The following is a 22,600-nucleotide window of genomic DNA, read 5'->3' as shown; positions in this document are numbered from 1 at the left end:
AAGAACAGGGCGGCAGGACATGACCGAAGTGAGCGCCGGGACGCTGGCGGAGATGCTCGACGAACGGCAGCACCTCCTCGAGATCGCCTTGTGGATGTTCGGCTCGGAGGTGACGGCCGACTGGATCGTCCTTGAGACCTATCGCCGCTGGTACGCCCTCGACGACGAAGAACGCGCCGTCATCGCGGTACCGCGCGCCTGGCTGACGCGGGTCGCCGGAGGTCTCTGCCTGGACCTGCTCGCCACTGCCGCCCCGAGCCACGCCCCCGGCGGCACACCGCGACCCGGAGCGTTCACCACCGCCGGTCCGGTGCGCCGGCCGGAGCCCGCCGCCGGCCCGGCACGCTGGCCCGAGCCCGGCACGGGTCCGGTGCTCCAGCCGCCCAGGCCGGACCGAGCGATGCTCGCCAGACACGATCGTGTCGCGCGCCGGTTCGCCGCGGCCTGCGACACGGGGGACGCGGCGGCCCTGCGGGCGGTCCTGGCCGCCGACGCGATGGTCGTGAGCGACGGTGGCGGCAAACTGCGCGCCGCCGTACGCCCCACCTACGGCGCGGACGCGGTAGCCCGGTTCGTCACGGCCCTGCTGACCGGCCAGTCCGGCACCGAGGTGGCCGTCGAGTCCGTGAACGGCCGGACGGGCCTGGTCCTGCGCCAGGCGGGCCGAGCGGTGGCGGTGGCCGACGTGAGCGTCGCCGGAGCCGAGGTCACCGCAGTGTGGATCGTGCTGAACCCCGACAAGTTGCAGCGCTGGCACCGCCCATGACCAGCCTCCCCCTACCGCAGGCGCCCCGTGTGCCGCTGAAAGGCGTACCGGTGAACGACCCGACACTGTCCACGGAGCACGACTACCGCGGCTCCACGTTCAAACCGCTCTATGTCACGCGCGTCGCCGTGAGCGGCGGCAGCTCCGCTCACGGCCGGGCCACCGGCCGGGCCCGCTCCGCCGACGGCGTGCTCGATCTGGAGATGCGGATGCCCGAGGAACTGGGCGGTGACGTCACCGGCCCGAACCCTGAGCAGCTCTTCGCCGCCGGGTACGCCGCCTGCTTCCACGGCGCCCTCAGCCTGCTGGCCCGCCGGCACCTCCTCGACCCCGGACCGATCACCGTGGAGGTGACCGTCGCGTTCGGCCGCGACCCCGCCGACGGCGGTTACGAGCTACGCGCCGACCTCGTCGTGACCTGGCCCGGAGTCGAACGCGACACGGCCACCCCGCTGCTCGCCCAGGCGAGCGCGCTGTCCCCGTACGCCAAGATGACCCGCCAGGGCATCCCGGGCACCATCAACCTCGCCCCCTGAGCCCATGGCGCCACGGCATTGCCGTCCATGCGCACCCTTGTGCGCACCTGATCACCGGTCCGACAGCTCGGCGGCCGGAGAGCCGATGTCCGGCTCTCCGGCCGCCAGGTAAAGACGCGGGGTCCGCTGTATCGAACAGGCGGATCAGCCGCCGGTGGGACGCGGGGCGCGCAGGTGGGCCCGCTGCGCCAGCTCCTCTTCTTCGACGTACGTGAGCATCGGCTGACCCGGCTCACACAGCATGAACACGACGAACTTGGTCGGCGCGTCCGGCAAGGCGTTGCCGTCCTGGTAGTGGATCACGTCGCCGCCCGGCTCCCAGAACGTCTCTCCTGCCTTGATCACGCGCTCAGGCTCACCCTCGAGCTCGAACAGGACCGCGCCCTCGATCACGTAGCCGAAGGCCGGCCCCGAGTGGCGGTGCGGAGCGGCGCCGGGGTGGCCGGGAGGCCAGTCGACGAGGACGGTCATCGCCGAGGCACCGTCGGGAATGAAGGGCGGCTGGATGTCCGCCAGCATCTTGGGGCCGAACGCCGCAGAGCTCCCCTGATCGGCGGTCCTGTCCATCGAGTCGTTGGACACGGGTACTGCACCTCCGTATGTCTGCGCGGCACAGGCGATCTCGCGTCGGCCACGCCTTTCCGGACCGATGGACGGCGTGTCCGCTGCGGAGCGTGGCCTTGCGGTCAATGCCTGTTTACCCGCATATGCGCTGGTCAGGCTGGGTTTGAGCGCATAGGGCCGAGGCTTTGCGGACGCATGTCCTTACGCCCACCATCCGACCTGTCGAAGCCTCATTCCGCTGGTTCCGGCAGCCGGAGCGCGTACAAGAGCCAGACCAGGGCGAAGCCGACCGCGAGTACGCCGAGCGCGCGCGTGGCCCCCGCCATGCCCAGCGCGACGGCCAGCGGGGCCACCGCCAGCGACGACACCCCCTGCAGCCCCGACGACAGCCCGAAGGCGGTGACCATCACGCGGCCGCGGATGTGGTCGGGGCTGGCCAGTTGCAGCCCGTTGATGGCCAGGATGGCGCACGCGCCCACCCCGAGATGGCCGGCCATGGCGGCGGGTACGCCCGACCACAGCCCACCGGCCTGGGCCAGGGCGAGGTAGCCGAGCCCGAACACCGCCAGAGCGCCACCCGACACGATCAACCGCCGCCGCGACGGCGTCCCGATCAGCCGCCCCTTCCCAAGCGGTCGCCACTTCCCGATCAGCCACCGCCCCACGAACGGCCCGAGCACGGCGCCCACCCCCTGCGCTATGTAGAGGACGCCGACTCCGGCGTCGGTGGTGCCGAACCGTTCGAGCGCGTAGACGGGCAGGAGGCCGACCATGCCGTAGCACAAGCGCAGGCCCGCCGTCAGCAGGAGCAGGGCCGCCACGGTGGGAGTGGCGCGGATGAAGCGCCACAGTTCGGCGGTGTCGGTATGTACGCGCGTCCGGCGGGCCTCCGTCGCCGTGGAGAAGGGGCGGCGGATGCGGGCGATGAGGACGGCGGACGCGGCGAAGGAGGCGGCGTCGACCAGCAGCGTGGCCGTGCTGCCCCAGGCGGCCGTGGCCAGGCCGCCGAGCCCGGCGCCGAGCAGCAGGCCGGAGGAGTAGAGGCTGCCGAGCGCGGCCTGCGCGGTGGGCAGCCGGTCGGGGGCGACGAGGTTGGGGAGTACGACCTCGGGGATCGGGCTGGACACCGCGGCCGACACCGACAGCGCGGCCAGCGAGACCAGCGCCATGGGGACCGACTCCAGGTGGAAGGCGGCGAGCAGGCCCGCGAGGGGGACGATGGCGGCCAGGTCGCAGGCGATGCGCAGGCGGCGGCGGTCCAGGCGGTCGGTCAGCGAGCCGATGAGCGGCATCAGCAGGATGCCGGGCAGCGACTCGACGGCGAACAGCAGAGCCGTCAGCCCGGCCGAGCCGGTGCGGTGGTAGACGAAGGCGTTCAGGGCGACGAAGGTGAACCAGTCGCCGGTCAGGCTGAGGGCGGAGGCGAGGAAGAGCCGGCGGAAGTCGGGGTTGCCGCGCAGCAGCGCGAGCAGCGAGTTTCCGGGCAGGCGGGGAGGAACGGATGACACCTGGTGACTCCAAGCAGCCAAGCCGTCCGGCCGGTCCTGGGCCGGACGGGCGAAGAGGGGGGTCGCTTCGCGGGATGCCCGGCCGGTCATGGGCCGGGCGGCTGCTGATCAGTCACAGAGGTGTGGCATGGGTGGAGGTTAACGCACCGCGGGCCTCGGCGTCAGGAGCGGGCGAGGACCTCGTACTTGACCCGCATGACCCCGGACCCCGTGTCGCCGATGGCGGAGAAGGCGGCCGCCGAGAGGTCGAGGCAGCGTCCGCCCACGTACGGACCGCGGTCGTTGATGCGGACCGTGACCGAGTCGCCGTTCGCCGGGTTCGTGACGCGGACCTTGCTGCCGAGCGGGAGCGTCTTGTGGGCGGCGGTCATGGCCGACGGGTCGAAGCGTTCGCCGCTGGCGGTCATCTGCCCTTCGTCGTAGTAGGACGCGCCGCAGGTGCCCGAGCTGAGGACGCGGGTCTTCAGCTTGTGAACCTCGGTCTTCACCTTGCGTACCGGCTCGGTCTTCGGTTTGTCGGTCGGCTTGGTCGGCGGCTGGGCGGCTTCGGCCTTCGGGAGAGCGGTGGCCTTGGGGCTGGATGAGGGCTTGGGGGCCGCCGACTTGGTGCTGGGCTTGTTCGGCTCGGGGGTCTTGGGGGCGGGGGAAGGGGTGTCGGTCCTCGTGTACGTGGGGGACGGAGACACGTCCAGCGCGGCGGTGGGCTTGGGGGCGTCGTCGTTGGCGACGGCCGCCCAGGCGGTGGTCGAGGCGGCGGCTACGACGGCCGCACCGGCCGCGACGGTGACCCAACGGCGCTTGCCTGGAGCCTTCTTGTGGCTCTCCGGGTTCGGACGGCTCGGGTTGTAGGAGTGCTGGCCCAAGGTAAACCACAGTCCTAGCTAGGGGACAGGACAGGGAAAGGCCAGGTCGGGGCGGATATGGGGGCGCGCGTCGGCCGATCCCTCGCTCGGGGCGGGTGCCCCGCGAACGTGGTCGAACATATGCGACAAACAGCGAGTAAAGACAACTTAATGGGACATTCAGTGAAATATCTCACTTTGGTCACGAGTCGACCAGAACGCTGAGCGTACGCCGGGGATCTTGAGGCAGCCGGAAAACGCCGACTCTGTCACCTTGGGGATAGGTGAGGACGTCCCAACAGGAGTAGAGCCGTACCAAAAGGGTCAGAGCATGAGCGACCGGACGGTCTCCACCGTGTCGGCGTCCGCGGCCCGCTTGTCGGGCCGGTACCTCAGCACCCGCGCGAACCGCAGCGCCATCCCCCCGGGATAGCGCGGCGACCGCTGCACCCCGTCGAAGGCGATCTCCACGACCAGCTCGGGCCGCAGACTGACGGTCCACTCGTCGGTGGGCCCCTCGGCCAGCTCCAGGAAGCGTTCGGTCTGCCAGGCGAGCAGCTCGTCGGTCAGCCCCTTGAAGGTCTTGCCCAGCATCACGAACCCGCCGCTCTCCGGGTCGCGGGCGCCGAGGTGGAGGTTGGACAGCTTGCCTTCGCGGCGGCCGTGACCCCATTCGGCCGCGAGGACGACCAGGTCGAGCGTGTGCCGCGGCTTGACCTTGATCCACCCGGCGCCCCGGCGGCCGGCCGCGTAGGGGGAGGCCAGCGACTTGACGACCAGGCCCTCGTGGCCGGCCTTGATCACGTCGATGAAGTACTTCTCCGCCTCCGGCACCTCGCCCGTGACGAGGCGCGGCGTGAGCAGACCGGGCGTGACGGTCCGGCCGAGGACCTCCTGGCGCTGGGCGTAGGGGAGATCGAGCAGGTCGGCCCCGTCCACCCGCAGCGCGTCGAAGAAGAACACGCTCAGCGGCGTGTCCTCCCGCAGTCGCGGGACGCCGGTCTTGGTGGTCACCCTGCTGGCCGTCACCTGGAACGGGTGCGGCCGCCCGTCGGGCCGCAGCGCGATCACCTCGCCGTCGAGCACGAGATCGTCGCAGGCCAGGCCGAGCACGGCCTCCACGAGTTCGGGCACCTGCGCGGTGATGTCGTCGAGCGTGCGGGTGAACACGCGCACCTGGTCGCCGGAGCGGTGCGCCTGCACGCGTACGCCGTCGAGCTTCCACTCCAGCGCGGCCGGGGTGCCCGCCTTCTCCAGCGCGGCGGCGACGTTCGGGGCGCTGCCGGCGAGCATGGGCGAGACCGCCCGGCCCACCTCCAGCTTGAAGGCGTGCAACGCCGCCACGCCACCGCTCAGCGCCGCCGCGCCCACGGCGGGCAGCCAGCCGCGCAGCGTGAGCGCCCGCCGCACGTCGGCGGACGGCGCGCCCGACGCTTTGGCGATCGCCTCGATCATCACGCCGTCGAGGGCGCCCTGGCGCAGCTCGCCGCCGAGCAGCCGGAGCATGAACGCCTGCTCCTGACTGGTCAGCCCGGCGAACAGTTCGGTGACCAGAGCCTTGCGGGCCGCCTGCGAGCCCTGGCCGGAGACGGACTTGATCTTCGACAGCAGGGCGTCGACGTGGGTCAGGGTGGCGGTGGCGGCGAGCTTGGCGGGAGGCGGATCCTGAAGGGTCCGCCAGCCCACGCCCACCTGACGCTGCGGGAGCTCACCCGACAGGTAGGAGATGGCGATCTCCGCCTCGTCGGCACCGACCCTGCCGAGCAGTTCGGCCAGATGGCCGACCTTGCCGAGCCGGGCGGACGTGCGCGTCACAGCCTCCGAAACCCGTACCACGTCGATCAACAGCACATGCCCTATGTTGCCGTACTTCGCCGACAAATCCGTCGCGCCAAGACCAGCATTTTGCCCGGCGATGGGCCCCCTGAGGGGTGGGGCGGGTGTGCGACCCGCCCCAGGGTGTTAGCGGACGCCCAGGAGGTCGACCACGAAGATGAGCGTCTCGCCCGGCTTGATGCGGGCGCCTGCGCCGCGGTTGCCATAGCCGAGGTGCGCGGGGATCACCAGCTTGCGGCGACCGCCCACCTTCATCCCGGCCACGCCCTGGTCCCAGCCGGCGATGACACGCCCGCCGCCGAGCGGGAACTCGAACGCCTCGCCGCGGTTCCACGACGCGTCGAACTCCTCGCCGGTCGAGAACGCGACGCCCACGTAGTGGACGCTGACGTTCTGGCCGGGCTTGGCCTCGGGGCCGTCCCCCTCGACGATGTCGACGATCTCCAGGTCGGTGGGCGGGTTGCCCTCCGGGAAGTCGATTTCCGGCTTCTCGAGTGCCACGAATTGCTCCTGTTACGAATATTGGCGATCAGGAATGGACCCGACGACTCTATGCGGTCGGGATATGGTCATCGTTCATGGCCGCCCTTTCCGCCGATGCGATCCTGCTCACCGGGCGCGTCGCCGTGATCACCGGGGCGACGCGGGGGATCGGGCGGGCGATCGCGGAGACGTTCGCGGCATTCGGGGCTCATGTCGCGATCTGCGACCGCGACAAGCCGCAGCAGAGCAGCGAGCTGGCGATGACCCTGGACGTACGGGATCCGGTCGCCGTGGAGGTGTTCGCGCAGGCCGTGCACGAGCGGTGGGGGCGCGTGGACATCCTGGTGAACAACGCAGGCGGGACCTTCCACGCCGCGTTCGCCGACACCACGGCCCGCGGCGAGCGGACCCTGATCGAGGAGAACTTCACGCAGGTCACCGGCATGATCCGCCGGATGCTGCCGATGATGGGCGCCGGGGCGTCGATCATCAACGTGACCTCCAGCGAGGCGCACCAGGCGGCGCCGGGGTTCGCGGTCTACGCGGCGATGAAGGCGGGGCTGGAGAGCCTGACGAAGTCGCTCGCGCTGGAGTTCGCGCCCCTGGGCATCAGGGTGAACGCCATCGCGCCCGACGGGCTGCCCACCGAGGGCGAGACACAGGTGCGGGAGCGGATGGCGGACGGACCCTTCGAGCCGGTACGCCTGCCGCCGCTCGGGCATCTCGGGGAGCCGGCCGACGCGGCGGGCGCGGCGGTGTTCCTGGCCAGTGAGCTGGCCAGGTTCGTGACCGGCACGACGCTGCACGTCGACGGCGGGATCCACGCGGCAGGCGGCTGGCGCCGCACCTGAGCCAGCCGGAGCCTGAGCCGCGCTACCAGCTCTGGTGCAGCGGCATGCCCTCGGTGTAGCCGGAGGCGCTCTGGATGCCGACCACCGCGCGCTCGTGCAGCTCCTCCAGGTTCGCCGCCCCCGCGTACGTGCACGAGGACCGCAGCCCGGCCACGATCGCGTCGATCTGGTCCTCCACGCTCGGCCGCCGCGGATCCAGGTACATGCGCGAGGTCGAGATCCCCTCCTCGAACAGCGCCTTCCTGGCCCGATCGAACGGGCTGTCCTCCGCCGTGCGCAGCCGCACGGCCCGCGCGGACGCCATGCCGAAGTTCTCCTTGTACCTGCGTCCGTCGGCGTCGGTGCGCGCGTCGCCGGGCGACTCGTACGTCCCGGCGAACCACGAGCCGATCATCACGTTGGCCGCGCCCGCGGCCAGGGCGAGCGCCACATCACGCGGGTGCCGGACACCGCCGTCGGCCCACACGTGCCGCCCGAGCCGCCGCGCCTCCACCGAGCATTCGAGCACGGCCGAGAACTGCGGCCGCCCCACCCCGGTCATCATCCGCGTCGTGCACATGGCGCCGGGGCCGACCCCCACCTTGAGGATGTCCGCGCCCGCGTCCACCAGGTCGCGCACGCCCTCGGCGGTCACCACGTTGCCCGCCGCGACCGGCACGCCCGGGTCGAGGGCCCGGACCGCGCGCAGGGCGGAGACCATCTTCTCCTGGTGCCCGTGCGCGGTGTCGACCACCAGGCAGTCGATCCCGGCATCGAGCAGTTCCTTGGCCTTGGCCGCGACGTCGCCGTTCACGCCGACGGCGGCCGCGACGCGCAGCCGGCCGGCGGCGTCGAGCGCGGGCTGGTAGAGCGTGGCGCGCAGGGCGCCCGTGCGGGTCAGGATGCCGACCAGGCGGCCGTCGGCGTCCACGATGGGCGCCAGGCGGTGGCGGCCCCCGTGCAACCGGTCGAACGCCGCGCGCGGCTCAAGACCGGCCGGCAGCGTCAGCAGCTCGCTCGACATCACCTGCGACAGCTGCGTGTACATGTCGACGCCCTGGCAGTCGGCCTCGGTCACCACGCCGGTCGGCCGGTTGTCCCAGTCGACGACGATGACCGCGCCGTGGGCGCGCTTGGGCAGCAGCTGCATGGCCTCGCCGACCGTGTCGTGCGGCGTCAGCGTGAGCGGAGTGTCGTGGACCAGGTCGCGTTTCTTGACCCAGTCGACGACTTCCGTCACGACATCGATGGGAATGTCCTGGGGGATCACGGTGATGCCGCCCCGGCGGGCGATCGTCTCGGCCATGCGCCGGCCGGCGACCGCGGTCATGTTCGCCACGACGATCGGAATGGTGGTACCCGTGCCGTCGTTCGTCGAAAGATCGACCGCGAGCCGGGAACCGACCGAGGAACGCGACGGGACCATGAACACGTCGCTGTACGTCAGGTCGTATTGCGGCTCGAGGCCGTTAAGGAACTTCACGTTCGTCCATCTTATGCGCTGGGTGGCTTATGAGGAGTTTCCCGATTGTTATGGCCATATGATCGGCCGGGATACTTAGGGGGATGGAGGGCCTGTGGAGGTCACTGAGAGAAACGAGCTGACAGTCGTCGGTATCGCCGTACGCACCTCGAACGCCGACGAGATAGACCCCGCCAGGGCGAAGCTGCCCGTGCTGTGGCAACGGGCGGGCGCGCCCGGGGCGTTCGCCCACATTCCGGGACGCGTCGACGAGAACCTTTACGCGGTGCTGACCGACTACGAGGGCGACCATCACGGCGCCTACACGCAGATCGTCGGCATCGGCGTGCGGACGGTCCCCAGGCTGCCCGAGGGCATGGTCGCCGTACGCGTTCCCGCGGGCCCGGCTCTGCGGGTCGAGGCGCGCGGTCAGATGCCGCAGGCGATCGTCGACGCCTGGCAGCAGGTGTGGAAGCACACCGAGTCGGGCGGCACGCCCGCGCGGGCGTTCAGGACGGACCTCGAGGTGCACCACCCCGGTGGCGCGGACCTCTACATCGCCGTCTACTGATCGCTGAACCCGAGCCCGAACGGGCTCGGGTCGTGGCTTCATGGTCCACCTCTTACCTATCGTTAAGTAACCTCTTGCGGGCGTCGCTCCGGGTCGCTTACCATCCGTTAGGTAAGGGGGTGTCACCATGCAGATCCTGATCTCCGGCGCGAGTGTCGCCGGACCCGCGCTGGCGTACTGGCTCAACAGGTACGGCTTCGACGTCACCGTCGTGGAGCGCGCCCCGTCGCTCCGCAAGACGGGCGGCCACGCGATCGACCTGTTCAGACCCGCGATGGACATCGTCGAGAAGATGGGCCTGATCGACCCGATCACGGCCAAGAAGACCGGCACGAACTGGCTCACCATGTATCGCGAAGGCCAGGAGGGGGCCGTGGAGCTGGACCTCCGGCGCGTCTTCACGGCCGTGTCGGACCGGCACGTCGAGATCATGCGCGACGACCTCAGCGAGATCTTCTACGACGCCACCCGCGCCGACATCGAGTACGTCTTCGACGACTCCATCACCGCCATCGCCGAGGACGGCACGGTGACCTTCGAGCGCGGGCCGTCCAGGCGGTTCGACCTGGTCGTCGGCGCCGACGGGCTGCACTCGAACGTGCGCGGCCTGGTCTTCGGCCCCGAGTCGCGCTTCTCCACCTGGGTCGGCGCCTATCTGGCCGTCTTCTCGGTGCCCAACTACCTCGACCTCGACGGCCGCATGGAGGGGCTGTCCGGCATCGGGCGGATGGCCGGGATGTACGGCGCGGCGCACATGTCCGACGCGCGGGCGCTGTTCCTGTTCAGGACGCCGGAGCAGCTCCAGTATCACCATCGCGACATCGCCCGGCAGAAGAAGCTGCTGCGCGAGCGGTTCGCGGGGATGGGCTGGCAGGTTCCCCGGTTGCTGGCCGAGCTCGACCGCACCCCGGCCTTCTACTTCGACTCGATCACCCAGCTGCGCCTCGACACCTGGTCGCGTGGCCGCGTGACGCTGGTCGGCGACGCGGGCTACTGCCCGGGACCGGCCGTGGGCGGCAGCACGAGCCTGGCCGTCGTCGGGGCGTACATTCTCGCGGGCGAGCTGGCCGCCGCGCGCGGCGACCACGAGCGCGCCTTCCCGGCCTACGAGGCAGAGATCGGTGAGTACGTACTGCGGAGTCGCACGTTCGCGGTCGGGGCGGCCAAGCGGATCGTGCCCGGCAACCGGTTCGACCTGTGGACGCTCACCCAGGCCGCGCGGCTGATCGGCCACCTGCCGGTCGCGGTGACCAAGGCCGCTACCAAGCTGGGCAGCAAGGGCATGCGGCTGCACGACTCGATCGCGTTGAAGGACTACTCGGCGTACGAGGGCGTGCGGCAGTAGCCAGCTGTACGCCAGCTATGCGTCAGTGGAAACGGCGCGAATAGACTGCGCGCCGTGCGTGCCGCCTATTTCGCCTTTGACCGGTTCCCTTCGAGCAAGGGGTCGGCGGTGCACATCGGGCAGATGGCCGCCGAGCTGTTCGACCGGTTCGGCGGCGGGCTGCTGGGGGTGCTGGGCGGGGGCGGGCTGCCGCGCTACCAGCGCGAGGGCGATGTCCAGATCGCCAGGTTCGACGAGCAGATCCCCAACCTGATCGACCGGGCCGAGGCGTACTCGCACTGGGTCGCCCGCCATCTCGCACCGCACCTGGACACGCTGGAACTGGTCCACGTGCGTGACCCCTGGAGCGCGCTGCCGGTGCTCGGCCACCGGCACAAGGTGGTGTACGAGGTGAACGGGCTGCCGTCCATCGAGCTGCCGCACACCTGGCCCCAGGCGGCCCCCGCCACGGTGGCCAAGTTGCGGCGGCTGGAGGCGCACTGTCTGGAACAGGCGGACGCGGTTGTCGTGCCATCGACCGTCATCGGGGACGCCATCCGCAAAATGGGGATAAAACCTGAAAAGGTGTTCCTCGTTCCGAACGCCGCCAACCCCGTCACCCCGGCACCGACCGCACCGACCGCCGCGCCCGAGCACTACCTGATCTACGTAGGCGCCCTCCAGCGCTGGCAGGGCGTGGACGTGCTGTTCCGTGCCTTCGCCAGGCTGGCCGACCTGACCGAGCTGCGCCTGGTCGTCTGTTCCTCCGTCCCGGAACGTCGCGCCAAACCCCTCCAGCGCCTCGCCGACCGCCTGGGGGTGGCCGAGCGGATCGTGTGGCGGTTCACGCTGCCCCACGACGAGGTGGCCGGCTGGCTGGCCGGCGCGGCCGTGTCCGCCGCCCCGCTCACCGCCTGCCCGCGCAACCTCGACCAGGGCTGCGCCCCGCTCAAGATCCTGGAGTCGATGGCGGCCGGCACACCGGTGGTGGCCTCGGACCTGCCGGCCGTACGGGAGATCCTGGGGGAGGACGGGCGGCTGGTCGCGCCCGATCGGCCCGCCGAGTTGGCTCGCGCGATCCGGATCCTCCTGGAGTACCCCGACCAGGCGCGGGCGATGGCGGAGCGGGCCAGGGTCAGGGTGCCCAGCTGGGCGGATTCCCGGGCGAGGCTCGCCGAGGTTTATCGCCGTGTGTAGTGTTTCGAGCCATGTTCTGGCGGAAGACACGGGCGGCGATCGCCGGGTTCCACCCGCTGCACCAGACCCTCATCTGGGAGCACACGCTCTCGGCCACGCTGCCCAAGGCGGAATGGGCGGCGCTGCTGGCCAGCCTCTCCCGGCATCGCGGGCTCGTCCGCCGGCCCAAGTGGCGGCTGCCCGCGCGTACGGAGAGCCTGCTCGTGCCGCTGATCAGGGTGCTCTGTGAAGACGTCGGCGGCGGCGTGGTCGGTATCACCGCGGATCTGCGCGGCCACGGCGTCCCCGGCAAGGAGAGCCCGCGCCGGTCCCTGCCGGTCGTACGGCCGGTGCGGCGGGCCGAGGAGTGGTGGGTGCGCGATCCGTGGCTCAGCGTCCGCTCGGAGTTACGCGACGGCAGCGTGCTCACGCTCGCCGTCACCGACCTGGTCAGGCGCCGCCGCGTCGTCAAGGTCAACCCGCGGGGCAAGCACAAGACCAAGACCAAGACGAAGGCCGTACAGCACATTCGGACCAGCCGCTCGCTGGCCAAGGGCCAGGTGCCGGCGCGGCCGGGCAGCCCGCCGCCGTGGTGGATCCGGGTGAAGGTCCGTCCGGGCGTGAAGACCGTGATCAGGGCCGCCGCCAAGGTGCCGCTGCCCGCCGAGCGCGACCAGCTCGGGGCGATCATGACGGTGGCGACCGAACCGTTCAGGTGGACGCAAAGGAGGCGGGCCGCGTGATCCCGTGCATGGTGAGCACCGGATTCTTCGTGCTCGGCCGCTGCGGCCGGGCGCCGGTCGCCGCCTGCGCCGGGTGCGGCAGGCCGATCTGTGACCGGCACGTCGGTCCCGGCGGCGTCTGTCCCGAGTGCGCGACCGCCCAGGGCTACGGCTCCGCCTACGACCCGTTCTGGACCAGCGGCTTCCGCCGCGACCACTACCAGAGCACCTCCTCCACCTACCAGGACCCCGGCTGGTACGGCACGTTCGACGACTACGACAGAGGCGCCTTCGACCCCGAGGACCAGGGCGACTTCGGTGACTTCGGCGACGGCGACGAGCGCGATTTCGTGGACAGCTGATGCGGCTGCTGTGGCTCACCGAGCACTACCCGCCGAGCAGGGGCGGCATGGCCGAGTCCTGCGACAGGATCGTCAGGGGCCTGCGTGAGGCGGGCGTGGAGATCGACGTCGCGCACCTGACCAGGCGGGACCGGCCCTGGCAGACCGGCGGCGAGCGGGGCGGGCGGCTGCTCACCGTGCCGCTGGAGGACAATCCCGAGCACGCGCTGCGCCGGCTGTGGACCGTGCTGCGCGGTGAGTCGTACACGCACGTGGTGGCGTTCGGCGGCACATACGCCATGCTCGGCGCCCCGATCCTGGCCGCGTGGCTCGGCGCGCCGCTGGTGACGCTGCTGCGCGGCAACGACTTCGACACCGGCGTCTTCTCGCTGCGCCGGAGGGGCGCCCTGCTCGACGCGTTACGGGCCTCGGCCACGGTGTGCGTGGTGGCCTCGGGGCACGCGCCGCTGGTGTCCGCGCTGGTTCCGGAGGCGCGGGTGCGGTGGGTGGCCAATGGCATCGACACCGCCGGCTGGCAGATCCTGCCCTCCGAACGCGCGGCGGGCCTGGCCAGGCGGGCCGCCGCCGGCCGGCGCACGATCGGGCTCATCGGGCAGCTCAAGAACAAGAAGGGCGTCGGCTTCCTGCTCGACGCGCTGGCCGCCTCCGGGCACGCGGACCTGTTCCACCTGCTGCTCGTCGGGGAGTTGGAGGCGGACCTGGACGTGCCGGTCGGGCACACGCGGCTGCCGTTCCTCGACCGGTACGAGCTGCCCGCGCTCTACGCCGCCTGCGACCTGGTCGCGCTGCCCTCGTTCTACGACGGGCTGCCGAACGTGGCCCTGGAGGCCGCCGCCCTCGGCGTCCCGCTGCTCGCCTCCGACGCGGGCGGGCTGGCCGACCTGGTCGACGACGAGATCGGCTTCCGCTTCGCCGCCGGGGACCCGCACGAGTGCCGGGCGGCGGTCGACCAGGCCGCGCGGGCGACGGACGAGCAGCTGGCCAAGCTCGGCACGGCGGCGGCCGAGCGGGTACGCAGGGACTTCACGGTGACCGCCGAGACGGAGGGCTACCTGAGGGTGTTCCACGAGAGCGCATGATCGTCTGTTACGCCAGAGGCGGCGGGCTCGGCCATCTCACGCGGGTCCGGGCCTACCTGCACACGGTCCATCCGGGCGCCGCGGCCACGATCCGCACCGAGTGGCCGCGCGACCCGGCCGTGCTCGCGCGGGCCGACGAGATCGTGGTGGACGCCTTTCCCGCCGGGCTCGACGGCGAGATCGAGGCGGCGGTGCCGCCGGGGCCGCGTGTCGTGCACCTGGCCAGGCTGCTGCGCTGGGACGCGTACCGGCCGCTGATCCCGGCCCGGCCGTTGCGTTTCCACCGGACGTGGCTGGCCGAGCCGGTGAGCGATCCCCACCTGGCCTACCTGGAGTCGGTGTCGGACGAGGTGGTCCCGCTGGCACTGGCCGATCCACCGGCCCCGCCCGCCACGGCTCCGGAAGACTGGCTGACGGCTTCGGGGGACTGGCTGATCGTGCATTCCGGGCCGCCGGGCGAGATCCTGGAGCTGGTGGCGTACGCCCGCGAGAGCGCCGTCCACGAAGGTCTCAGCCCGCGCCTCGTGCTCGTCTCGCCCGCCGCGCCGCCCGGCCTGCCCGCCGGGGTGGCCCACCTCGCCGTCCGCCCGGCCTGGCCGCTGTTCGCCACGGCCGGCCGCATCGTCTCCGCCGCCGGGTTCAACGTGGTACGGCAGGCCGCGCCGTACCGGCACAAGCATCGGATGGTGCCCTTCCCCCGCCGCTTCGACGACCAGTTCACCCGCGCGGCGAGAGCACGACGGGAAAGGACGTGACGCCGCGCACGAACGCGTTGGGCAGGATGCGCGGGCCCGCGTCGTCGGCCCAGGCGGCTGAGCCCACCCGGTCGATCCACTCCTCGAAGAAGATCCGTAACTCCAGCCGGGCCAGGGACGCGCCCAGGCAGAAGTGGGTCCCCAGGCCGAACGCGATGTGCCCGCCCGGCTTGCGCGTCACGTCGAACACCTCCGGGCGGTCGAACACCGACTCGTCCCGGTTCGCCGAGCCGTACATGAGCAGGACCTGCTGGCCGCGGCCGATGCGCTGCCCGTGGAGCTCGGTGTCGCGGGTGGCCGAGCGGCACATGTTCAGGATCGGGGTGGTCCAGCGGATGAACTCCTCCACGGCGTTCTCGATCAGGCCGCGGTCCTCCCGCAGCAGCCGCCACTGGTCCGGGTGCCGGATCAGCGCGTCGATCGCGGTCGCGATGACCGTACGAGTGGTCTCCGCGCCGCCGTCGAGCAGCAGCAGCGCCTCGTTCGCCAGGTGGTCGTCGTCGTAGGCGGCCCGGCCGGACCACAGGGTCACCAGGTCGTCGGCCGGGCACGTCCGGCGCTCGGCGGCCAGGGCCAGTACGGCCTCGCCGAACTCGCCCGCGGCGACCGCGGCCTCGTGCGTGACGTAGCGCAGGCCGCCGCCCGCCACGATCGTGGTCTCCGACCAGTGCTTGAGCCGCGGCCAGTCCGTGTCGGGGAAGCCGAGCAGCCAGCCGATCATGCGGGCGGGCAGCGGCGCGGCCAGGGCGGGCACCGCGTCGACGGTGCCGGTCTCCAGGGCCTGGTCGATCAGCTCGACGACGACCTCGCGGACGCGGGCGGCGTAGCGCTCGTGGACGTAGCGCGGCGTGAAGCGGCGGTAGACGAGGCGGCGGTGCTCGGCGTGCTCCGGGTCGTCCATGCCGATCATCGACGGATCGGAGGGCAGCTGGGGGCGGTAGCCGCCGGTGCTGGTCCACAGCCCGGGATCGCGCTCGATGGCCGTGATGTCGGCGTGGCGGGAGATGCCCCACAGCCCGTTGGCGGCGTCGTGGTGAACGGGGGAGTGCTCGCGCAGCCAGGCGTAGACGGGTGCCGGGTCGCCCGCGTACAGGGCGCCGTCGAGCAGGTCGGGGTTCATGTCAGGCCAGCACCCCCTGGGAGCGCAGCTTCTCCGCGGCCTCGGCGCTCAGGCCCCAGGCGGACAGGTCGGTGAGCCGGGTGGCGGGTGAGAGGTCCTGGTCCGGTACGCCGAGCAGGCGCGGGGCGGGTACCGGCTGGCTGAGCCCGCCGACGTCGGCGAAGGCGCCCCTGGCCACGTTGTGCGGATGCCGGACGGCCTCCTTCATGGACAGGACCGGCGACACGCACGCGTCGGAGCCCTCGAACACCGCCTCCCACTCCGCCCGCGTCCGCGACTTGAACTCCTCGGCCAGGCGGGCCTTGAGCGCCGGCCACTGCTTCTTGTCGCCGCGGTCCGGCAGGTCCGTCAGCCCCATCCGGGTCACCATCGCGTTCCAGAACTGCGGCTCCAGCGAGCCGACCGCCATGAACTCCCCGTCGGCCGTCTCATAGGTGTCGTAGTGGGGCGCGCCGGTGTCCAGCAGGTTCGTGCCGCGCGGGCCCCAGAAGCCGCTCTGCACGCCGTGGTAGAACATCGCGAACAGGATCGCGGCGCCGTCCACCATGGCCGCGTCGATCACTCGGCCCTTGCCGGTGCGTTCCCGCTCGAACAGGGCGAGCAGCACGCCGTACGCGAGCATGAGACCGCCGCCGGCGAAGTCGCCCAGGATGTTGATCGGCGGCGTCGGCTTGTCCTCCGCGCGGCCGAGCATCGACAGGATGCCGGAGATCGCGATGTAGTCGATGTCGTGGCCCGCGGTGGTGGCGAGCGGCCCGTCCTGTCCCCAGCCGGTCATCCGGCCGTAGATCAGCCGCTCGTTCACCGCGTGGAGGTCGGCGGGGCCGATGCCGAGCCGCTCCGCCACTCCGGGCCGGAACACCTCGATGACGACGTCGGCGTTCCTCGCCAGTTCCTTGAGCGCGGCGACGCCCTCGGGCGACTTCAGGTCCAGGCCGATGGTGTGCTTGCCGCGGTCCATGACGTCCGTCCGCGGCTCGTCGGAGACGGCGGACACGCGGTCGACGCGCAGCACGTCGGCGCCGTGGTCGGCGAGCATCATCCCGGCGAACGGGCCCGGCGCGAGCCCCGCGAGCTCCAGCACCCGGATCCCGGCGAGCGGGCCCTGACGGCCTTCAGACATCGGCATCTCCTACGACTCGGCTGGCCTCAGTAGAACAACATTCGGTGACCTCTGGCAAGACGCCTTCCCGACCTCCAGGCAGACATACGCGAGGTATGGGAAACTTGCCCACTGTTCGGGTGGGTCTACAAGGGTTGGACATGGTTTCGGATAGCAACCAGCTGGTGGCCAAGCGCTACCAGTTACTGCGCGAACTGGGGCGCGGCGGTATGGGCGTGGTCTGGGAAGGCCGCGACACACTGCTCAACCGGCAGATCGCCGTTAAGGAAGTGCTCCTGCCCGCGGGACTGCCCCGGGCCGACCAGGAACGGCAGCTGCTCCGTACCGCCCGCGAGGCGCGTATGGCGGCACGGCTGAACCACCCGTCCGTCGTCGCGATCTACGACGTGGTCGAGGAGGACGGCCGGCCGTGGATCATCATGGAGCTGGTACGCCACCCCTCGGTGGAGGAGGTCGTCGCCACCTCCGGCGCTCTTCCGGTACGGCAGGCGGCCGACGTGGGCCGCCAGGTGCTGTCGGCGTTGCGGGCCGCGCATGAGGTCGGGATCCTGCACCGCGACGTCAAGCCGAGCAACATCCTGCTCACCGACGACGGCCGGGCCGTGCTCACCGACTTCGGCATCGCCACCGCCGAAGGAGACGCGTCGCTCACCCAGACCGGGATGGTGACCGGCTCGCCGAGCTTCCTGGCTCCCGAACGGGTGCGCGCGGCCGAGTCCGGGCCCGCCTCCGACCTGTGGTCGCTCGGGGCCACGCTCTACGCCACGCTGGTCGGCCGGTCGCCGTTCGAGCGCGGCGATCCCATGGCCACGCTGAACGCGCTGCTGAGCGAGGAGCCGGACTACCGCCGGATCCCGCCGATCATGCACCCGGTCCTGCAAGGGCTGCTACGCAAGGAGCCGCACGAACGGGTCAACGCCGAGCAGGCAGACGCGCTGCTGGCCGCCGTCGTCGCCGCCAAGCAGCCGAACGCCGACCGGGTCGTGGTGGAGCCGAAGCCGCCCCGCGGCGGCCGTACCCTCCTCGCGGCGGCAGCGGCGGCGGTGCTGGTGGTCGCCGGCGGCGGGTTCGCCTTCTTCAAGTTCAGCGGGTCGGCGGAAGGCGCGCCGCGCGTCACGCAGAGCGCCGTGGCCAGCGCGCCGCCGAGCACGCCGCCGCCCAGCGCCGAGACCAGCGCGACGCCCACCCCCACCCCGACGCCCACCCCGACCAGGGTGGTGGCGACGGTACGGGCCTGGAAGTCCCCCGACGGCTGGTCCATCATGCGGCCCATCGGCTGGCGGGGCGCCCGCAAGGAGGCCTACACCGAGTGGACGCGCCGGGACCGGAGCGGGCACTTCGGCGTCCAGGCCATCTACGTCAACCCGGACCCGAACCAGATCATCCGCGACTCGCAGGAGACCGCCGGGCAGAACGACCAGGACGTTCGGACCCTGCGCCGCAGGTCCGTCACCCACCAGGGGACCAAGGCCGTGGAATGGGAGTTCACCTACACGGCGGGGCCGACCGGCGACGCGCCGTGGAGCACGCAGGGCGTGAAGTACCACGAGGTGCAGCGGGCGGTGGCGATCGGGGACACCGCCTACGTCCTGTCGTGGACGGCCACCGAGGCGCGCTGGAAACAAGACCAGGGGTTGATGCGGCAGGTGATCGCCAGCTTTACGGTAGCGGCATGAGTAACCCCTCCACGGTCATGCCGGTGATGGCATGACGCCCCGGAATCAGAGTGCCGGTGGTGTGGCATGACGCCTTGGAATCTGCTCGCGCTGGCGCCGCTCCCCGAGGAGGTGCTGCGGCAGTTGCTCGCGCCGCTCGGCGACCGGGTGGCCGTGCGGGTGCCACCGGCCCGCGACCGCGCCGCGCTCCTCGCCTCGCTGGCCGAGGCGGAGATCGTGCTCGGCGACTGGACGGCGCTGCTGGCGCTCGACGCCGAGGCGGTGGCCGCCGCGCCCCGGCTGGCCTTCGTCCAGCAGCCCTCGGTCGGCGTCGACGGCCACGACCTAACCGCGCTGGCCGCCGCGGGCGTGCCGCTGGCCAACACGGCGGGCGTCAGCGCCGTCGCGGTGTCCGAGTGGTGCCTGGCCGCCGCCCTGTCGCTGTCGCGCAAGCTCGCCGAGGCCGACGCCGCCGTCCGCGCGGGCCACTGGCCGCAGCAGGGGCTGCAGCCCCGCGAGCTGCACGGCCGGCAGGTGGGCATCGTCGGCTACGGTCCGATCGGCGCGGCCTGCGCCCGGCTGTTCCGGGCGTTCGGCTGCCAGGTGTCCTACTGGACCCGCACGCCTCGCGCCGAGCCGGGCTACCAGGAGCTGGCACCGCTGCTGTCCGACTCCGACGTGGTCGTCGTGGTGATCGCGCTGTCCGACGAGACTCGTGGCCTGATCGACCCCAGGCGGCTGAAGCAGGGCGCGTTACTGGTCAACGCGGCCAGGGGCGGGGTCGTCGACCAGGCGGCGCTGGCCGGCGCGCTCACCGACGGGCATCTCGGCGGCGCCGCGCTCGACGTGTTCGACATCGAGCCCCTGCCCGACGGCGACCCGCTGCGCGAGATCGACGGCGTGCTGCTGTCGCCGCACGTCGCCGGAGTGACGCCGGAGTCCACCGGACGCCTGCTCACGGCCACGATGGCCAACCTCACGGCCGCGCTGGACGGCCACGAGGTGGCCAACGTGATCAACGGGGTCTCGCCGATCATCTGCCGGAAGTTTCCGGGTTCGCCCACCGCGTAGGCATTCGACCGGGCACGATAAACAGTTTTCGAGTCTTTAACGACCCCGGTCTGGTCGATGTCAGTCCAGGGAGATACCTTCTTACGGACGATCTCTACCGGCTCAAGGGGGTGCTTCCGTGACGACAACGATGTCGACACACCGACGGGCAGTAGAGCACATCAGGCAGTCGTACGCGGAGATCCCGGGGGACGCTTCGCCCCGGCTGTCCAAGGCCACGTCCAACCTCTTCAGATTCCGCGACTCGGGCAAGACCGCCAAGCTCTCCGCCAGGGAGCTCGACGAGGTCATCAGTGTCGACCCGGTGACGATGACGGCCGAGGTCCAGGGCATGACGACCTACGAGCACCTGGTCGACGCCACGCTGCCGCACGGGCTCATGCCCTATGTGGTGCCCCAGCTCAAGACGATCACGCTGGGCGGCGCGGTGACGGGGCTCGGGATCGAGTCGACCAGCTTCAGAGACGGGCTGCCGCACGAGTCGGTCGAGGAGCTCGAGATCCTGACCGGCGACGGCCGCATCGTCGTCGCCCGCGACGACAACGAGCACCGCGACCTGTTCCGGGCCTTCCCCAACTCCTACGGCACGCTCGGCTACGCCCTGCGCATCAGGATCAAGCTCAGGAAGGTCCAGCCCTACGTCAAGCTGACGCACGTCAAGTTCACCGACGCCGACAAGTGCATGCTGGCCATGCAGGAGATCTGCGACAGCATGGAGCATGACGGGGAGCCCGTCGACTTCATCGACGGTGTCTTCTTCGAGCCGGGGGAGATGTATCTCACGGTCGGCCGCTTCGCCGAGCGTGCGCCCTACACCTCCGACTACACCGGCATGCGGATCTACTACCAGTCCATCAGGCAGCGCAACCGCGACTGGCTGAGCATCCGCGACTACCTGTGGCGCTGGGACACCGACTGGTTCTGGTGCTCGCGTGCCTTCGGCGTGCAGCAGCCGGTGGTCCGCTCGCTGATGCCGCGCCGCTGGATGCGCTCCGACGTCTACCGGCGGCTGGTCGCGCTCGACCGGAAATACGGGGTGGTCGCGCGGGTCGACAGATGGCGCGACCAGCCCGTCCAGGAATCGGTCATCCAGGACGTCGAGACCCCGGTCGAGCGGGGCGCGGAGTTCCTGGAGTTCTTTCACGACAAGGTCGGCATGACGCCGGTGTGGATGTGCCCGCTGCGGGCCTCCTCCCGCTGGCCGCTCTACCCCCTGGAGCCCGGCAAGCTGTACGTGAACTTCGGCTTCTGGGGAATGGTGCCACTGCCACGGGGGCAGTTCGACGGTTATTACAACCGTCTCATCGAGAACTCTGTGCACGAGCTCGACGGGCACAAGTCGCTTTACTCGACTTCTTTCTACGCCCGTGAGCAGTTCTGGCAGCTGTACAACGGCGATGCTTACTGGCCGGTCAAGCAGGAATACGACCCGAACGGCCGAATGCTTGACCTGTACGACAAGTGTGTACGGGGAAGGTGAGCAGATGGCTCTCGCATCCATCTTTGAGAAGATCGTTGGCCCGCAGGCCAACATCGCGTTCATGGCCTACGACGGCAGCAAGGCGGGGCCGGACGGCGCGGACCTCGCCCTGGAGGTGAAGTCCCCGATAGCGGTCGCCTACCTCGCGCAGGCACCCGGAGAGCTCGGCCTGGCCCGGGCGTACATCTCCGGCCACATCGACGTCCACGGCGACATGTACACACTGCTCGACCGCATGTGGAACATCACCACCAACGACCTGACGACCGCCGAGAAGGTGGCGGCCGTCCGATCGCTGGGCCTGAAGCCGTTGATGATGCGCGTCCCGGCGCCGCCGCAGGAGATCCGCCAGAGCACGCTGGCCAAGCTCGGCTCCCGGCACGCCAAGCAGCGTGACGCCGAGGCGATCCACCACCACTACGACGTCTCCAACCGCTTCTACGAGTGGGTCCTGGGCCCGTCCATGGCCTACACCTGCGCCGTCTTCCCCACCAAGGAGTCGTCGCTGGAGGAAGCGCAATACGCCAAGTTCGACCTGGTGGCCCGCAAGCTCGGCCTCAAGCCCGGCATGCGGCTGCTCGACGTCGGCTGCGGCTGGGGCGGCATGGTCATGCACGCCGCCAAGCACTACGGCGTCAAGGCCCTGGGCGTCACCCTCAGCAAGCAGCAGGCCGAATGGGCCCAGAAGGCCATCGTCGAGGCCGGCCTCGAGGACCTGGCGGAGGTCCGCTTCATGGACTACCGCGACGTCGTCGAGTCGGAATTCGACGCGGTCAGCTCCATCGGTCTCACGGAGCACATCGGCAAGCGCAACCTGCCGTCCTACTTCGCCTTCCTCTACAGCAAGCTCAAGCCGGGCGGCCGCCTGCTCAACCACTGCATCACCCGGCCGACCGGCACCGAGAAGACGTTCAACAAGGGCGGCTTCATCAACCGCTACGTCTTCCCCGACGGCGAGCTGGAGTCGGTCGGTTACCTGGTCAGGCAGATGGAGGACCTCGGCTTCGAGATCCGCCACGAGGAGAACCTGCGCGAGCACTACGCCGAGACCCTCCGGCACTGGTGCGCCAACCTCGACGCCAACTGGGCCGACGCGGTGCAGGAGGTGGGCATGGGGACCGCCCGCGTCTGGGCCCTGTACATGGCGGGCTGCATCGTGGGCTTCGAACGCAACAAGGTGCAGCTGCACCAGGTGCTGGGGGTCAAGCTGGACTCGGAGGGACACTCCGGCGTCCCGCTTCGTCCGTCGATCGACTGGCCTTGAGGTTTATCGACTTGAGGCTTATCGATTTTAAGGCTTATCGATTTTAAGGCTTGAGGTGTGAGGGGCTCACC

Annotated in this window: 22 protein-coding genes; 14 read left to right on the top strand and 8 right to left on the bottom strand. The window is 70.8% G+C overall.

Annotation, left to right across the window (positions count from 1 at the left end):
* The first annotated feature begins 19 nt into the window (after window positions 1–19).
* Both AB0B64_RS30870 and AB0B64_RS30865 read left to right on the top strand, forming a co-directional pair.
* Window positions 20–766: a hypothetical protein gene (locus AB0B64_RS30870; protein WP_357940065.1), complete on the top strand. Its 747-nt coding sequence runs from the start codon at window positions 20–22 to the stop codon at window positions 764–766.
* Between the two features lie 50 nt (window positions 767–816).
* Window positions 817–1,302: an Ohr family peroxiredoxin gene (locus tag AB0B64_RS30865; protein ID WP_358181455.1), complete on the top strand. Its 486-nt coding sequence runs from the start codon at window positions 817–819 to the stop codon at window positions 1,300–1,302.
* Between the two features lie 144 nt (window positions 1,303–1,446).
* Here AB0B64_RS30865 and AB0B64_RS30860 read toward each other — a convergent pair whose 3' ends face one another.
* The 5 genes from AB0B64_RS30860 to AB0B64_RS30840 form a co-directional block, all read right to left on the bottom strand.
* Complete coding sequence (locus AB0B64_RS30860; RefSeq protein ID WP_358181458.1) at window positions 1,447–1,884, bottom strand: cupin domain-containing protein; 438 nt, start codon at window positions 1,882–1,884, stop codon at window positions 1,447–1,449.
* A gap of 212 nt (window positions 1,885–2,096) precedes the next feature.
* Window positions 2,097–3,374: an MFS transporter gene (locus tag AB0B64_RS30855; RefSeq protein ID WP_358181461.1), complete on the bottom strand. Its 1,278-nt coding sequence runs from the start codon at window positions 3,372–3,374 to the stop codon at window positions 2,097–2,099.
* Between the two features lie 161 nt (window positions 3,375–3,535).
* Complete coding sequence (locus AB0B64_RS30850; RefSeq protein WP_358181464.1) at window positions 3,536–4,237, bottom strand: septal ring lytic transglycosylase RlpA family protein; 702 nt, start codon at window positions 4,235–4,237, stop codon at window positions 3,536–3,538.
* Window positions 4,238–4,540: 303 nt separating this feature from the next.
* The gene (locus AB0B64_RS30845; protein ID WP_358181467.1) at window positions 4,541–6,067 is read right to left on the bottom strand and encodes an ATP-dependent DNA ligase; all 1,527 of its coding nucleotides are present in this window, start codon (window positions 6,065–6,067) and stop codon (window positions 4,541–4,543) included.
* A 111-nt stretch (window positions 6,068–6,178) separates the two neighbouring features.
* Window positions 6,179–6,553, bottom strand: a complete 375-nt coding sequence (locus tag AB0B64_RS30840) for an FKBP-type peptidyl-prolyl cis-trans isomerase (RefSeq protein ID WP_357940076.1) — start codon at window positions 6,551–6,553, stop codon at window positions 6,179–6,181.
* 77 nt (window positions 6,554–6,630) lie between these two features.
* Between AB0B64_RS30840 and AB0B64_RS30835 the strand changes: the two genes are divergently transcribed.
* Window positions 6,631–7,386: an SDR family oxidoreductase gene (locus AB0B64_RS30835; protein WP_358181470.1), complete on the top strand. Its 756-nt coding sequence runs from the start codon at window positions 6,631–6,633 to the stop codon at window positions 7,384–7,386.
* A gap of 22 nt (window positions 7,387–7,408) precedes the next feature.
* Here the strand turns inward: AB0B64_RS30835 and AB0B64_RS30830 are convergent, their stop codons facing one another.
* Window positions 7,409–8,848, bottom strand: coding sequence for a GuaB1 family IMP dehydrogenase-related protein (locus AB0B64_RS30830; RefSeq protein ID WP_357940080.1), 1,440 nt, complete (start codon window positions 8,846–8,848; stop codon window positions 7,409–7,411).
* A gap of 94 nt (window positions 8,849–8,942) precedes the next feature.
* Between AB0B64_RS30830 and AB0B64_RS30825 the strand changes: the two genes are divergently transcribed.
* The 7 genes from AB0B64_RS30825 (at window position 8,943) to AB0B64_RS30795 (ending at window position 14,816) form a co-directional block, all read left to right on the top strand.
* Complete coding sequence (locus AB0B64_RS30825; protein WP_357940082.1) at window positions 8,943–9,398, top strand: GyrI-like domain-containing protein; 456 nt, start codon at window positions 8,943–8,945, stop codon at window positions 9,396–9,398.
* Window positions 9,399–9,525: 127 nt separating this feature from the next.
* Window positions 9,526–10,743 (top strand): FAD-dependent monooxygenase, encoded by a 1,218-nt coding sequence (locus AB0B64_RS30820; protein ID WP_358181473.1) that lies wholly within the window; start codon window positions 9,526–9,528, stop codon window positions 10,741–10,743.
* A 54-nt stretch (window positions 10,744–10,797) separates the two neighbouring features.
* A complete protein-coding gene (locus tag AB0B64_RS30815) occupies window positions 10,798–11,919 on the top strand; it encodes a glycosyltransferase (protein WP_358181476.1) in 1,122 nt (373 codons plus the stop codon).
* Between the two features lie 11 nt (window positions 11,920–11,930).
* A complete protein-coding gene (locus AB0B64_RS30810) occupies window positions 11,931–12,641 on the top strand; it encodes a hypothetical protein (RefSeq protein WP_358181479.1) in 711 nt (236 codons plus the stop codon).
* Window positions 12,638–12,982: a hypothetical protein gene (locus AB0B64_RS30805; RefSeq protein ID WP_357940089.1), complete on the top strand. Its 345-nt coding sequence runs from the start codon at window positions 12,638–12,640 to the stop codon at window positions 12,980–12,982. The genes AB0B64_RS30810 and AB0B64_RS30805 overlap by 4 nt, the downstream gene beginning before the upstream one ends.
* On the top strand, window positions 12,982–14,061 hold the full coding sequence (locus AB0B64_RS30800; protein WP_357940090.1) for a glycosyltransferase family 4 protein: 1,080 nt from the start codon (window positions 12,982–12,984) through the stop codon (window positions 14,059–14,061). Before AB0B64_RS30805 ends, AB0B64_RS30800 begins: the two co-directional genes overlap by 1 nt.
* On the top strand, window positions 14,058–14,816 hold the full coding sequence (locus tag AB0B64_RS30795; protein WP_358181482.1) for a hypothetical protein: 759 nt from the start codon (window positions 14,058–14,060) through the stop codon (window positions 14,814–14,816). The genes AB0B64_RS30800 and AB0B64_RS30795 overlap by 4 nt, the downstream gene beginning before the upstream one ends.
* On the opposite strand, the gene AB0B64_RS30790 is transcribed toward AB0B64_RS30795, so the two are convergent.
* Complete coding sequence (locus AB0B64_RS30790) at window positions 14,779–15,936, bottom strand: cytochrome P450 (protein WP_358181485.1); 1,158 nt, start codon at window positions 15,934–15,936, stop codon at window positions 14,779–14,781. The two genes, AB0B64_RS30795 and AB0B64_RS30790, sit on opposite strands and share 38 nt — an antisense overlap.
* A gap of 1 nt (window position 15,937) precedes the next feature.
* Window positions 15,938–17,059, bottom strand: a complete 1,122-nt coding sequence (locus AB0B64_RS30785) for a CaiB/BaiF CoA-transferase family protein (RefSeq protein WP_358181488.1) — start codon at window positions 17,057–17,059, stop codon at window positions 15,938–15,940.
* Window positions 17,060–17,199: 140 nt separating this feature from the next.
* Between AB0B64_RS30785 and AB0B64_RS30780 the strand changes: the two genes are divergently transcribed.
* From AB0B64_RS30780 to AB0B64_RS30765, 4 genes are all read left to right on the top strand, one after another.
* Entirely contained in the window at window positions 17,200–18,735 is a 1,536-nt protein-coding gene (locus tag AB0B64_RS30780; RefSeq protein ID WP_357940095.1) for a serine/threonine-protein kinase, read from the top strand.
* 66 nt (window positions 18,736–18,801) lie between these two features.
* The gene (locus tag AB0B64_RS30775) at window positions 18,802–19,785 is read left to right on the top strand and encodes an NAD(P)-dependent oxidoreductase (RefSeq protein ID WP_358181491.1); all 984 of its coding nucleotides are present in this window, start codon (window positions 18,802–18,804) and stop codon (window positions 19,783–19,785) included.
* A gap of 130 nt (window positions 19,786–19,915) precedes the next feature.
* A complete protein-coding gene (locus AB0B64_RS30770; RefSeq protein WP_357941460.1) occupies window positions 19,916–21,265 on the top strand; it encodes an FAD-binding oxidoreductase in 1,350 nt (449 codons plus the stop codon).
* A 4-nt stretch (window positions 21,266–21,269) separates the two neighbouring features.
* On the top strand, window positions 21,270–22,529 hold the full coding sequence (locus AB0B64_RS30765; RefSeq protein ID WP_357940099.1) for a cyclopropane-fatty-acyl-phospholipid synthase family protein: 1,260 nt from the start codon (window positions 21,270–21,272) through the stop codon (window positions 22,527–22,529).
* The last annotated feature ends 71 nt before the right edge of the window (window positions 22,530–22,600 follow it).

The organism is Nonomuraea sp. NPDC049129, assembly GCF_040648495.1.
In the GTDB taxonomy this organism is placed as follows: Bacteria; Actinomycetota; Actinomycetes; order Streptosporangiales; family Streptosporangiaceae; genus Nonomuraea.
The sequence above is the reverse complement of the archived record's forward strand: the minus strand, read 5'-3'. Positions and strand labels throughout refer to the sequence as shown.

Coding starts and splice junctions, on each gene's coding strand:
- AB0B64_RS30795 (WP_358181482.1), top strand. CDS start 14,058: ATGATCGTCTGTTACGCCAGAGGCGGCGGGCTCGGCCATCTCACGCGG.
- AB0B64_RS30820 (WP_358181473.1), top strand. CDS start 9,526: ATGCAGATCCTGATCTCCGGCGCGAGTGTCGCCGGACCCGCGCTGGCG.
- AB0B64_RS30785 (WP_358181488.1), bottom strand. CDS start 17,059: ATGTCTGAAGGCCGTCAGGGCCCGCTCGCCGGGATCCGGGTGCTGGAG.
- AB0B64_RS30800 (WP_357940090.1), top strand. CDS start 12,982: ATGCGGCTGCTGTGGCTCACCGAGCACTACCCGCCGAGCAGGGGCGGC.
- AB0B64_RS30790 (WP_358181485.1), bottom strand. CDS start 15,936: ATGAACCCCGACCTGCTCGACGGCGCCCTGTACGCGGGCGACCCGGCA.
- AB0B64_RS30765 (WP_357940099.1), top strand. CDS start 21,270: ATGGCTCTCGCATCCATCTTTGAGAAGATCGTTGGCCCGCAGGCCAAC.
- AB0B64_RS30770 (WP_357941460.1), top strand. CDS start 19,916: ATGTCGACACACCGACGGGCAGTAGAGCACATCAGGCAGTCGTACGCG.
- AB0B64_RS30775 (WP_358181491.1), top strand. CDS start 18,802: ATGACGCCTTGGAATCTGCTCGCGCTGGCGCCGCTCCCCGAGGAGGTG.
- AB0B64_RS30780 (WP_357940095.1), top strand. CDS start 17,200: ATGGTTTCGGATAGCAACCAGCTGGTGGCCAAGCGCTACCAGTTACTG.
- AB0B64_RS30870 (WP_357940065.1), top strand. CDS start 20: ATGACCGAAGTGAGCGCCGGGACGCTGGCGGAGATGCTCGACGAACGG.
- AB0B64_RS30810 (WP_358181479.1), top strand. CDS start 11,931: ATGTTCTGGCGGAAGACACGGGCGGCGATCGCCGGGTTCCACCCGCTG.
- AB0B64_RS30835 (WP_358181470.1), top strand. CDS start 6,631: ATGGCCGCCCTTTCCGCCGATGCGATCCTGCTCACCGGGCGCGTCGCC.